The organism is Sorangium sp. So ce281 (assembly GCF_051527395.1).
GTDB lineage: Bacteria > Myxococcota_A > Polyangia > Polyangiales > Polyangiaceae > Sorangium > Sorangium cellulosum_B.
This window is the reverse complement of record NZ_CP150322.1, coordinates 9,601,553-9,613,613: the sequence shown is the minus strand read 5'-3', so window position 1 is coordinate 9,613,613 and position 12,061 is coordinate 9,601,553. Positions and strand designations below refer to the sequence as shown.

At 73.3% G+C, this 12,061-nt stretch carries 12 protein-coding genes; 9 read left to right on the top strand and 3 right to left on the bottom strand.

Annotation, left to right across the window (positions count from 1 at the left end):
- Positions 1-8: 8 nt before the first annotated feature.
- Complete coding sequence (locus WMF27_RS36540; RefSeq protein ID WP_437764256.1) at positions 9-953, bottom strand: hypothetical protein; 945 nt, start codon at positions 951-953, stop codon at positions 9-11.
- Positions 950-1,852: a slipin family protein gene (locus tag WMF27_RS36535; protein WP_437764257.1), complete on the bottom strand. Its 903-nt coding sequence runs from the start codon at positions 1,850-1,852 to the stop codon at positions 950-952. Before WMF27_RS36535 ends, WMF27_RS36540 begins: the two co-directional genes overlap by 4 nt.
- Positions 1,853-2,006: 154 nt before the next feature.
- On the opposite strand from WMF27_RS36535, the gene WMF27_RS36530 reads away from it, so the two are divergent.
- Positions 2,007-3,404: a serine/threonine protein kinase gene (locus WMF27_RS36530; RefSeq protein ID WP_437764258.1), complete on the top strand. Its 1,398-nt coding sequence runs from the start codon at positions 2,007-2,009 to the stop codon at positions 3,402-3,404.
- 31 nt (positions 3,405-3,435) lie between these two features.
- Here WMF27_RS36530 and WMF27_RS36525 read toward each other — a convergent pair whose 3' ends face one another.
- Entirely contained in the window at positions 3,436-4,158 is a 723-nt protein-coding gene (locus WMF27_RS36525; protein ID WP_437764259.1) for a polyprenol monophosphomannose synthase, read from the bottom strand.
- A 363-nt stretch (positions 4,159-4,521) separates the two neighbouring features.
- Here WMF27_RS36525 and trxA point away from each other — a divergent pair, with 363 nt between their 5' ends.
- The 8 genes from trxA to WMF27_RS36485 all read left to right on the top strand — a co-directional run bounded on the left by trxA (position 4,522) and on the right by WMF27_RS36485 (position 12,021).
- Complete coding sequence (gene trxA, locus WMF27_RS36520) at positions 4,522-4,845, top strand: thioredoxin (protein WP_012239959.1); 324 nt, start codon at positions 4,522-4,524, stop codon at positions 4,843-4,845.
- Positions 4,846-5,092: 247 nt separating this feature from the next.
- Complete coding sequence (gap, locus tag WMF27_RS36515) at positions 5,093-6,118, top strand: type I glyceraldehyde-3-phosphate dehydrogenase (RefSeq protein ID WP_437764260.1); 1,026 nt, start codon at positions 5,093-5,095, stop codon at positions 6,116-6,118.
- A 4-nt stretch (positions 6,119-6,122) separates the two neighbouring features.
- Positions 6,123-7,358: a phosphoglycerate kinase gene (locus WMF27_RS36510; protein ID WP_437764261.1), complete on the top strand. Its 1,236-nt coding sequence runs from the start codon at positions 6,123-6,125 to the stop codon at positions 7,356-7,358.
- A 5-nt stretch (positions 7,359-7,363) separates the two neighbouring features.
- Positions 7,364-8,197 carry a triose-phosphate isomerase gene (gene tpiA / locus WMF27_RS36505; protein WP_437769961.1) on the top strand — a complete coding sequence of 278 codons (834 nt, stop codon included), beginning with the start codon at positions 7,364-7,366 and terminating at the stop codon, positions 8,195-8,197.
- Positions 8,198-8,303: 106 nt separating this feature from the next.
- Positions 8,304-8,576 carry a preprotein translocase subunit SecG gene (gene secG / locus WMF27_RS36500; protein WP_437711363.1) on the top strand — a complete coding sequence of 91 codons (273 nt, stop codon included), beginning with the start codon at positions 8,304-8,306 and terminating at the stop codon, positions 8,574-8,576.
- 6 nt (positions 8,577-8,582) lie between these two features.
- Complete coding sequence (locus WMF27_RS36495; protein WP_437764262.1) at positions 8,583-10,235, top strand: hypothetical protein; 1,653 nt, start codon at positions 8,583-8,585, stop codon at positions 10,233-10,235.
- On the top strand, positions 10,232-10,906 hold the full coding sequence (locus tag WMF27_RS36490) for an acyltransferase (protein WP_437764263.1): 675 nt from the start codon (positions 10,232-10,234) through the stop codon (positions 10,904-10,906). Before WMF27_RS36495 ends, WMF27_RS36490 begins: the two co-directional genes overlap by 4 nt.
- The gene (locus WMF27_RS36485; RefSeq protein ID WP_437764264.1) at positions 10,903-12,021 is read left to right on the top strand and encodes a DegT/DnrJ/EryC1/StrS family aminotransferase; all 1,119 of its coding nucleotides are present in this window, start codon (positions 10,903-10,905) and stop codon (positions 12,019-12,021) included. The genes WMF27_RS36490 and WMF27_RS36485 overlap by 4 nt, the downstream gene beginning before the upstream one ends.
- Positions 12,022-12,061 lie beyond the last annotated feature (40 nt).

The window sequence follows — 12,061 nt, the reverse complement described above, 5'->3', positions numbered from 1 at the left end:
CGCGGCCGTCACGGGAGCTCGCCGCCGCCGCAGAGCAGCGCGGCGAGCTCCTCCGTCCGCTCCGGCGTCGCGAGGTCCCCGGCTGCGACGCTGATCGCGCGGATCCCCTCGGCTCTCCAGCCGCCGTGCTCGCGCTCCGGGGCCGCCGTGATCCGGACGCGCATGAGCTCGCCGGACGCCACGACCGCGAGCTCCACCCCTTCGCCCTCCGGCCCGTCGTCACCGCGGCGGATGGCCACCGCCACCGCGCCGCGCGCCGCGAGCGCCCGCGCGAGCCGGGCCTCCGGCGCCGCCGCTCCGCCGAGCGGGTAGAGCGCCGTGGCGAGCTCCACGGACGCGATCGCCTCGGAGGCGCGCGTCCCCGCGTCGCGCACCGCGCGCCGCAGCCGCTCCGCGCGCTCGCCGTCGCGGTCGAGCGCCGCGCGATCCGCTGGCTCGAGCCGCACCACGCAGCGCACCAGCGCGGCGCCCCCGCTCGCGACCTGCGCCGCCTCGAGCCGCGCGCGGCGGAGCATCGCCGCGCCCCGCGCGTCGCCCGACGCCTCGAGCAGGGCCGCCGCGCCGCCGAGCACCGCGTCCGGAGCCGGCCGCTCCGGCGCCGCCGGGAGGGCGGCCTCCCGGTAGATCTGGCTCCACCCGCGCCCGACGCCGGGCAGGCGCAGCACCAGCGACAGATCGGCGAGCTCCGTCTCCGGCGTGCGGACCGCGCTCGCGAACGCCTCCTTCACCGCCGCGAGGCGGCTCGGATCCGCGGTGAGCGCCGCGAACTCGGGCGCGTCGACGGTCAGCGAGAGGCGCGATGCGCTCACCTCGCGCGACCCCAGCGTCCACCGCTGGGGCGGCGCGGCCAGCGAGAGCTCTCCGCCGGCGACGAGGGCGGAGAGCCCGCGCTCGCCGCGCGCCTCGAGCAGCGCCGCGACCGCGGCCTTGAGCGCGGTCAGCGCCGGGATCACGCCCCGCCCATGCGCCCGCGCCGCGCCGTCCGCTGCTCCTCGAGCGCCGCCTCCTCCTCGAGGGCCGCCTCGGCCTCGCGCTGCGCCTCGGCGTCGACCGGGCGTTGCCCCTGCTGGACGCGCACGGGCTTCGCCTCGGTGACCGCCGCCTCGGCCATCGCGACCGCCGCGTGCCGCACGTCGTCGTACGGCTTCGCGAGGTCGAAGATCACCTTGGTGTTGCCCTGGCTCAGGTTCGCCAGCGCCTCGAAGCGGCGCAGCTCCATCGCCCCGGGCGAGCGCGCGAGGATGCTCGCCGCCTCCGCGAAGTTCTTCGCGCTCTCCACGTCGGCCTCGCTCTTGATGACCACGTAGCGCCGATCGCGCTCGGCGATCGCGCCCTTCGCGAGCACCTCCTGCATCTGGGGCGGCAGCGCGATGTCCTGGAGGCCGATCATCTCCACGTGCAGGCCCCACGCGGCCGCCACCGCCTCGACCTGCGCGCGCACCTTGGCGGCGACCTCCTCGCGGTGCGCGAGCAGCTCGTCGAGCCGCGTCTCGCCCACCACGTCGCGCAGCACGACCTTCGCGCGATCCTTCATCGCCGTCTCGTAGTTCTCGACGGCCAGCGTGGCCTTCTCCGGATCGACGACGCGGTAATAGACGACCGCATCGACCATCGTGGTCACGTTGTCGCGGGTGATCACCATCTGCTGGAGGAGATCGCGGTTCTTCATCCGCGTGTCGATGCGCCGCAGCTCCTGGATCCCCGGGAGGAACAGCGTTACCCCGGGGGATATGCGGCCCGTCAGCTTGCCGAGCGTGAAGCGCAGCGCGGCCTCCCACTGGTTGATCTGCCGCAGCCCCGACAGCAGGTAGAGCGCGGCGAACAGCCCGAGCACGGTGAGGATCAGGGACATCGCTCGCGACTCTAGCAGAGCGGATGGCGCGGGCCGCGCGAGCGGCGCGCGTCGGCGGGCGCTCGTACGTCCGGACGTTCGCGCGCGCTCGCGGGCGCCCAGGCGCGGCTTCGACCTGGTGTCGTTGCCCGGGCGGTGTACTCTCGCTCCCTCGATGGATGCCGAGCCGAGCCAGGCGTTGCGCGACGGCCGCTACGCGATCACGCGCGCCCTCGGCGAAGGGGCTCAGGGGCACACGCTCGAGGCGGTCGACAAGCGGCTCGGCAAGCTCGTCGCGATCAAGCGGTTCCAGATCCGCGGCGCCTCGAGCTGGAAAAGCGTGGAGCTCGCCGAGCGCGAGGCCCGGGTGCTCGCGTCGCTCTCGCACCCGAGCCTGCCGGGTTATCTCGATCATTTCGAGGAGGACGGAGCGCTCTTCCTGGTGATGGAGAAGATCGAGGGCGAGAGCCTGGGCGCGATGCGCCGTCGCCGCGCGGTGCTCGGGCGGGACGACATCCTCCGCTTTCTGAGAGATGCCTCGGGCGTGCTCGACTACCTGCACGGCCGCGCGCCGCCGGTCATCCACCGCGACATCAAGCCGAACAACGTGATCCGCCGGCCCGACGGCTCCTTCGCGATCGTCGACTTCGGCGCGGTCCGCGATCGCATGCGTCCCGAGGGCGGGAGCACCGTGGTCGGCACGTTCGGGTACATGGCGCCGGAGCAGTTCCAGGGCCGCGCGCTGCCCGCGTCGGACGTCTATGCGGTCGGCGCGACCGCGCTCTGCCTGCTCACCGGCGAGGAGCCGGAGAACCTGCCGCACCGAGGGCTCGCGATCGACGTGCCCGCTGCCCTCGGCGATCGAGCCGATCCGCGCCTCGTCCGGGCGCTCTCCGCGATGCTGGAGCCCGACCCGGATCGCCGCGCCGGGCGCATCGCGCCGCTCCTCTCGGGGCTCGGAGCGGGCGGCGCGCCCCCCGGTACGCCGCGCGCCGGCGAGCCCGCGGAGGGCTCCGCGGAGCGCGGGGCGCGCAAGGAGGTGCGGCGCACGCGCAAGGACGAGCGGCGCGCGCGCAAGGACGAGCGCAAGGAAGAGAAGCGCGCGCGCAAGGAGGAGCGGCGCGCGCGCCGGTACGAGGGGCGTCCGGCGCTCGATCGCGGCCTGGTGGGCCTGCCGCTCGTGGCCGCGCTGTTCGGCCTCACCGTCGCGCGCATCGCCGTCGGCCTCGCGCTCGGGGTGATCGTCCCGACGGTGCTGTCGCTGCTGTCCCTGGTGTTCGGCCGCGTGCTGCGCGAGAAGGCCGCGCCGAACGTGCGCCGGGCCGGGCGGGTCGCCGATCTCGCGCTGCGCCGCGCCACGCGCGTCGTCCGCGGGCACCCGGCGCCAGAGGATGCGGCCCAGCGCGGCCAGGCCGCGGCGGGGCGCGTGCGCTTCGAGGAGCAGGAGGCCCCCGGTCGATCGCGCATCCACGACGGTGACGTCGCGCCGGACGAGGAGCTCGACGAGCCGGAGATCGACGAGCCGGGCCGCACGCACGCCGCCTCGCGGCCGCCTCGCGCGGGGGAGCGCTGAGCGCAGCGCGCGCTCGCGCGGGGCCGCGCGATCAGATGCGACCGCGCGCGGCGTCGAGCTTCAGGCGGAAGACCTCGACGATCGCCTCGGCGAAGATCCGGCGGCTCATCTTCGAGCGGCCTGCGCGGCGGTCGACGAACACGATCGGCACCTCGACCACGCGCAGCCCTTTGCGCAGCGCGCGGTAGGTCGTCTCGATCTGGAAGGCGTAGCCGTTCGAGCGCACGCTGCCGAGATCGAGCGAGAGGAGCGCGCGCCGCGTGAACGCCTTGTAGCCGGTCGTGAGGTCGCGGATGCCGACGCCCAGGATGGTCCGCGCGTAGAGGGAGCCGCCCTTCGAGAGCGCGTGCCGCCCGAGGCCCCAGCCCTCGACGCCGCCGCCCGGCATGTTGCGCGAGCCGAGCACGACGTCGGCGCCTCGCGCGATCGCGTCGAGGAACGCCGGCAGGTGGCGCGGGTCGTGCGAGAGGTCGGCGTCCATCTCGAACGCGACGTCGTAGCCGCCGTCCAGGGCGCGCTGGAAGCCCTCCAGGTAGGCCGTGCCGAGCCCGCGCTTCGCCGCCCGGTGGAGCACGCGGACGCGCTCGTCGCGCGCGGCGAGCTCGTCGCCGAGGGCGCCTGTCCCGTCGGGCGACGCGTCGTCGACGACGAGCACGTGCGCCTCCGGGGCCGCCGCGAGGACGGAGCTCACGAACTCGGCGAGGTTGTCTCGCTCGTTGTACGTCGGCGTGATGATGAGGGTTCGGGGGGCCATCCTGGCTCGGCGCCGCGCGAGCGGGCGCTCGCACGCGTGATCGTGCGCGCCGTGCAGCGTCGCGCGCCGGGTCCGCGGGCGTCCGCTCGCGCTCAGGCCTCCGCTGCGTCGGCCAGCGCGGGCGCTCCGGCGCCCGGCGATCTACCAAAACGACGGCGCAGGCGGAAGGTTTCACGGGGTGCGCCGCGAGCGCCTTGTGGGTTGCCGGAGGCGTGCGCGCCGGGTACTTTCCTTTCCCGACAGGGCGGTCCGCTCTGCATCGGGCCGACAGGCCGGCGCGGCCTCGGTCAACTCACGGGGCGCGCCCCGCGCATCACAGGCGCTGCCCCGAACATGAACAGCGCGGCACCGACGGAGACAATCATGGCAGGCGAGCACATCGTCACCTTCACCAACGAGAATTTCGAGTCCGAGGTCATCAACTCCCCGATCCCGGTGCTCGTGGACTTCACGGCCACCTGGTGCGGACCCTGCAAGCAGCTCGCGCCGATCGTCGAGACGATCGCCAAGGAGTCCCAGGGCACGCTGAAGGTCGGCAAGCTCGACATCGACGCGGCGCCCAAGCTCGCCCAGAAGTACAACGTCCGCGCCGTTCCGACGTGCATCCTGTTCCGGGGCGGCGAGAAGGCGGGCTCGTACACCGGCGTCGCGAGCAAGGAGAAGCTCCTCCGGGAGCTCGGCGTCTGATCCGCGGCCGCGCGTGACGCCGGCGGGACAGCGCCCGAGCGCGCCGGCGCTCCCCTTCCCACAGACCGAAACCACCCCAAATACCGACCGAAAGCCCTCCCGGCGGCGGGGCCGCTCCGGCCAGCCGGCCGCAGCCCCGCCGACGCCGCGGCCCCGCCGACGCCGGCGCCCCGCGGCTGAGGCTTTGCTTGACCGTCGCGCGCGAGGTGACTACGACTCGCGCCGGCCACTTTCCCAGGAGTTCGTGATGGCGACGAAGATCGCAATTAACGGTTTCGGGCGCATCGGACGCTGCATTGTCCGCGCGCTCTACGAGCGCGGCGTGAAGGATATCGAGCTGGTCGCCATCAACGACCTGACGGATCCGAAGACCCTCGCCCACCTCTTCCAGTACGACTCGATCCACCGCGAGTTCAAGGCGGCGAAGGTCGGCGCCGGCGACAAGCACATCAGCATCGGCGATCAGAAGATCGAGGTCCTCGCGCTGAAGGATCCGGCCGAGCTGCCGTGGAAGAGCCTCGGGGTCGACATCGTCCTCGAGTGCACGGGCCTCTTCACGGACAAGGCGAAGGCCGCCGGCCACATCAACGCGGGCGCCAAGCGCGTGATCATCAGCGCGCCGGCCAAGGGCCACGACCTCACGGTCGTGATGGGCGTGAACGACGAGCTCTACGACGCGCAGAAGCACACGATCATCTCGTGCGGCTCCTGCACGACGAACTGCCTCGCCCCCATCGCCAAGGTGATGCTCGACAACTTCGGCATCGTCCGCGGCCTGATGACGACGGTCCACTCGTACACGAACGACCAGCACCTGCTCGACGTCCCGCACCGCAAGGGCGACCTGCGCCGCGCGCGCGCCGCCGCGGTCAACATGATCCCCTCGAGCACCGGCGCCGCGAAGGCGCTGTCCGAGGTCATCCCGGCGCTCAAGGGCAAGTTCGACGGGCTCGCGATCCGCGTCCCCACGGTCGACGTCTCGCTCGTGGACCTCACCCTCGAGACCGAGAAGCCGATCACGAAGGAGAGCATCCACGCCGCGATGAAGCAGGCCGCCGAGCAGGGGCCGATGAAGGACGTCCTCAACTACACCGATCGGGAGCTCGTCTCGGGCGACTTCATCGGCTCGCCCGCGTCCAGCACCTTCGACGCGACCATGACGTCGGTCCTCGGCGATCGCTTCGCGAAGATCTTCTCGTGGTACGACAACGAGTGGGGCTTCTCGAACCGCATGATCGACCTCGCGCAGCTCGTGGCGAGGAAGGGCGTCTAGCGCCGTGAAGCTCACCGGAATCCGCTCCGTCGAAGACCTCGCCGCCGCCGGGGACGCCGCTGGCCTCAGCGGCAAGCGCGTCTTCATCCGCGTCGACTTCAACGTCCCGCTCGACAAGAAGACGGGCAAGATCACGGACGACTCGCGCATCCGCGAGGCGATCCCGACGATCAAGCTCGTCATGGAGGCGGGCGCGAAGGTGATCCTCGCGTCGCACCTCGGCCGCCCGAAGCCGGGCAAGACCGAGGGGCTCTCGCTGGAGCCGTGCGGGGGGCGGCTCAGTGAGCTCACGGGCTACGAGGTCCACCTGCCGGACGACTGTGTCGGCGACTCGCCCAAGAAGGTCATCTACGACCTCCGGGCGGGCCAGATCTGCCTCCTCGAGAACCTCCGCTTCCACGAGGAGGAGGAGAAGGACGACGAGGGGTTCGCGCGCCAGCTCGCCGAGCTCTGCGACGTCTACGTCGACGACGCCTTCGGCGCCGTGCACCGCGCCCACGCGTCGGTGCACGCGCTGCCGCGCCTCATGCGCGAGCGCGCCGCCGGCCTCCTCCTCCAGAAGGAGCTCAAGGCGCTGACCCGGCTCGTCGATCGCCCGGAGAAGCCTTACGTCGCCGTCCTCGGCGGCGCCAAGGTCTCCGACAAGATCGACGTCGTCGAGGCGCTCCTCAACGTGGTCGACACCCTGTGCATCGGCGGCGCGATGGCGAACACCTTCCTCGCCGCGCAGGGCAAGAACCTGCAGAAGAGCCGGATCGAGGAGGACAAGCTCCCGCTGGCGCGCACGATCATGAGCAAGGCGCGCGATCGGGGCATCCAGCTCCTCCTGCCCGTCGACGCCGTCGTCGCCTCGAGCATCGACGCGACGCAGGGCGAGCCCGCGTCCGTCGACGCGATCCCCGAGGGCACGATGGCGCTCGACATCGGCCCCCGCTCGATCGAGCAGTTCGGTCAGGCGATCGAGCGGGCGAAGACGGTGTTCTGGAACGGCCCGATGGGCCTCTTCGAGACGCCCGCCTTCTCCAAGGGCACGTTCGACGTCGCGCGCATCATGAGCGGCGCCTCCGGCTTCACGGTGGTCGGCGGCGGCGACAGCGCGGCGGCGGTCAAGCAGGCCGGCGAGCAGATCGCCAAGGGCTTCGATCACATCTCGACCGGCGGCGGCGCTTCGCTCGAGCTCATCGAGGGCAAGCGTCTCCCGGGCGTCGAGGCGCTCCGGTCGGCCGAGGTGAGCGAGTGAAGCCCGTGAACGATGGGGGCACGTCCGCGGAGGTGGGCGCCGCCCCGCGGGCGGCCTCGCGTCGTCCGCTCATCGCCGGCAACTGGAAGATGAACGCCGGGGGCCAGGACGCATGTCCTCTCTCGGCGGCCGTCGCCAAGGCGACGCGCGAGCTCACCCGGGCCGAGGTGGTGGTCGCTCCGCCGTTCACGGCGATCGCCGCCGTGGCCCACGAGCTCGCGGAGGCGAAGAGCGAGGTCGGCATCGCCGCGCAGAACATGAGCGCCGAGGTCTCCGGGGCGTTCACCGGCGAGATCTCCTCGGGCATGCTCAAGGACGCGGGCGCGACCTGGGTGATCCTCGGGCACAGCGAGCGGCGGCAGCTGTTCACCGAGACCGACGAGTCGGTCGCCCGGAAGGTCGCCTCGGCGATGGCCGCCGAGCTGCGCCCCATCGTCTGCGTCGGCGAGACGCTCGAGCAGCGCGAGGCGGGTGAGACGCTCGCCGTGGTCGAGCGGCAGGTCCGCGCCGTCCTCGACGAGCTCGCGAAGCAGCCCGGCTTCGGCGTCATCGCCTACGAGCCGGTCTGGGCGATCGGGACGGGCAAGGTCGCGCGCGCCGAGGACGCGCAGGAGGTGCACGCGTTCATCCGCGGCCTGCTCGCGAAGGCCTCGGAGGACCTCGCGGGCGTCACGCGCATCCTCTACGGCGGCAGCGTCAAGGCCGACAACGCCGAGGCGCTGCTCGCCCAGGACGACATCGACGGCGCGCTGGTCGGCGGCGCCTCGCTCGACGCCGCTGGCTTCGCCAAGATCGTCGACGCCGCTCACCGACTGGCGGAGCGCGCGGAACAGGGGTAGATCGCAGGCCGCTCCCGTCTCGCCACGGGAGCGCCGGCCTGTCCTGTCGCCCACTTGCCCCTTGGGCCCCTCGCGCGGTCCAGACTCACCCAGCTGAAAGACGCCGATGCTTCACACGTTCCTCAACATCGTGCACGTGTTCGTCTGTCTGTTCCTGATCCTCGTCGTGCTCCTCCAGCAGGGCCGCGGGGGCGGGATGGGCTCGGCCATGGGCGGCGCGACGGCGCAGGTGTTCGGCGGCCGCGGCGCCGGCAACTTCATGACCCGCCTCACGGCCGTCTGCGCCGCCGTCTTCATGGCGACGAGCGTTTCGCTCGCCTATCTCTCGTCGGCGGGCGACCGCGAGCTGCGCGAGTTCGAGAAATCCCAGGAGAAGTAGGCTCGCGTGCTAGGGCCCGCCCCCGCGCCGGGGAGGGCGCTCGGCGCGAGGCCGTCCGTGGACGCGGCGTCGGCCGTCTCCGTCCCTTTCGCGCGCGACCTTGCCCTCGTCGTCCTCGCCAAGGCGGTCGTCTCCGCCCTGGTCCTCGCGCTCGGCTTCCGGGCGGTGAGCGATGACGACTTCGCGCGCGTGGTCCTCGCGCAGGCGTGGGCCCACGCGCCCCGGCTCGACCCGACGGGGACGAGCTGGTTGCCTGTCCCTTTCTGGCTCAACGGCGCGCTCTTCTGCGTTCTTGGGCGCGTCTTCGCGCCGACCCTCGAGGTCGCCCGCGCCATCGCCTTCGCCCTCGGCCTCGCTTCGGCCGCGCTCGTCCACCTCTCCGCCCGCTGGATCACGGGTGACCGCCGCGCCGCGCTCGCCGGCGCGCTGCTCGCCGGCGCCTTCCCCTGGAGCGCGTGCCTCGGCGTGGCGACGGTCCCCGAGCTGCCGACCGCCGCCCTCTCGCTGTTCGCGGTGGCGTCGCTCGTCACGCCGCCGGCCGGGCCCGCGCCCCCGGCCGGGCGCGCCCTCCTCGGCGCGTTCGCGCTCGTGCTCGCGACGCTCTCCCGCTACGAGCCCTGGTCCATCGCCGTCGCCTTCGCGGCGATGGCGCTGCTCGCTGCCGCCCGCCTCGGTCAGGGCCGCGGCGCGCAGGCGAAGCTCGCGCTCGCCGCGCTCGTCGCGCTCGCCGGGCCCGCCGCGTGGATCGCGTGGAACCGCGTCGCTCACGGCGACGCGCTGCATTTCCTGGCCCGCGTCGCCTCCTACCGCAACGCGATCGGCCCGGGCGGCGACGGCTCCCTGCTGCGGCTCTTCGCGTACCCTGCCGCGATGGTCCGCGAGGAGCCGGAGCTCTTCGTGTGGCCCATCGCCATCGCCCTCGTCGCATGGCGCGCCCGCCGCGGCGCTGCGCCAGGGGCAGCCCGACCGCTTCCGCCGCTCCTTCGCGCGGCCCGTCCGTACGCGCTCCCCGGCGCCGTCGCCGCCTTCCAGATCGCGGCGCTCTCGCTCGCCCTCGTGCGCGACGGCGCGCCCACCCACCACCCCGAGCGAGCGACCCTCCTCGCGTTGCTCTTGCTCGCCCTCGCCGTCGGGGATCTCTCGGCGCGCGCCTTCCGGGGCGCCTCGGCCGGCGCGCGGCGCGCCCTCGGCGGCGCGCTGCTGGTGGTGCTCGCCCTCGGCGCCTTCTTCCGCCCGCACCTGCGCCGCGAGCACTTCAATCCGCGGAAGGACGAGGTCGCCATCGGCCGCGCCGCCGCGGAGCTCACGCCGCCTTCCGCGCCGCTCCTCCTCGAGGTCGCCGACTATGGCCACCTCGCGGCGCTCGCCGCCCTGGGGCGCCCCGAGGGGGTGTACCCCGATCGCTCGATCGATCCCCGTGATCCGCCCGTCCGCTCGAGCTTCGAGGACTCCGCCTCGCTCGCGCGCCGCGCCGCCGGCCTGGGCGCCGCCTACCTCATCGGGCGCGCCAGGCCGCCCGTCATCGATTTCGCCGGCCCGCCGCTCGCGACGCGCGGCGCCTGGGGGATCTGGCCGGTGCCTCTGGCAGGCGGCGCGCTGGGGGCCCCGCCGGAGGGTGGCTCCAGGGGCGCCGCGCACCCCGCGGACAGGGCGCCATGAGCGAGCCCGCAAAGCCCTTCTTCGCGCACCCGTCTGCGTGCATCGACGAGCCCTGCGACATCGGCGAGGGGACGAGGGTGTGGCACTTCTGCCATATCTCGGCCGGGGCGCGGATCGGCCGCGCCTGCGTCCTCGGCCAGAACGTCTTCGTCGCGGGCACCGCCGTCATCGGCGATGGCGTGCGGATCCAGAACAACGTGTCTCTTTATGACGGCACGCTGGTCGAGGACGACGTGTTCCTCGGCCCGTCCGCGGTGCTCACCAACGTCGTCAACCCGCGTGCCCCGATCGACCGCCGCGCGTTCCTCGACACGACGCGCATCCGTCGCGGCGCCACCGTGGGCGCCAATGCCACCATCGTCTGCGGCGTCACGATAGGGCGCCATGCGTTCGTCGGCGCCGGCGCGGTCGTCACGCGCGACGTGCCCGACTATGCGCTCGTCACCGGCGTGCCGGCCCGGCGCACCGGCTGGATGAGCCGCCACGGTCACAAGCTCGTCGCCTCGCGCGACGGCCTCCTGCGCTGCCCCGAGAGCGGCTTTCGCTACGAGCGTCACGGCGACATCGTCCGTTGTCTCGACCTCGACGAGGACGCGCCGCTCGCCCGGCCCCGCGCCGCGGCCACGCGCCATTACCGCGATCCCCTCTCCGCGGAGGACACCGACGGATGACCGCCCCTGTTCCCTTCTTCGATCGAGCCCGTGGCGATCTCGCCATGCAGGACGAGCTCTCCGCCGTGTTCCAGTCGGTCCTCCGGAGCGGCCACTACATCCTCGGTCCGGAGGTCGAGGCCTTCGAGTCGGAGTGCGCCGCGTACCTCGGCGTCCGGCACGCGATCGGCGTCTCTTCCGGCACCGACGCGCTGCTCGTCGCGCTGATGGCGCTCGGCGTCGGCGCGGGCGACGAGGTCGTGTGCCCCGCCTACACGTTCTTCGCGACCGCGGGCGCCATCCATCGCACCGGCGCCACGCCGGTCTTCGCGGACGTGCTCCCCGGCTCGTTGAACCTCGACCCGGCCTCCGCGGCGCGCGCCCTGACGGAGCGCACCCGGGCGATCCTCGCCGTCCACCTCTTCGGCGGCTGCGCGCCCATGGACGAGCTCCTCGCGATCGCGGGCGGCCGCGGCCTGCCGGTCATCGAGGACGCGGCCCAGGCCTTCGGCGCCGAGCGCGGCGGCCGCCGCGCGGGGGCGCTCGGGCTCATGGGGTGCTTCTCGTTCTTCCCGACCAAGAACCTCGGCGGTTTCGGCGATGGCGGGCTCGTGACCACCGATCACGACGAGCTCGCCGAGCGCGTCCGGACGCTCAGGGCGCAGGGCGCTCGGAGGAAGCACCATCACACCCGCGTCGGCGGCAACTTCCGGCTCGACGCGCTGCAGGCGGCGCTCCTCCGGCGCAAGCTCCCGCGGCTCGGCGCGCTCCTCGAGCGGCGGCGAGAGCACGCCGCGCGGTATGCCGCGCTGCTCGGCGGGCGAGATCTGCCCCTCGCGCTGCCGGACGCCGGCGCTGCGGGGCGCACGTTCAATCAGTATGTCATTCGCCTGAAGGATGCCTCTCTGCGCGATCCGCTGCGGAGCTCGCTTGCGGAGCAGGGCATCGGCACCGAGATCTATTATCCCGCGCCGCTCCACCTCCAGCCTTGCTTCGCGCAGCTTGGTCCGCCCGATGGCTCCCTTCCGGTCGCGGAGGCGGCGGCGCGCGACACGCTCGCGCTCCCCATCTTTCCTGAGCTCACAGGCGACGAAGTCACCCGCGTGGCGGCCGCCATCGCTTCATTTTTCGGTTGAACCAGACGCCTCGGCGCAGCGGCGTCAAGGCGCCGCGTCG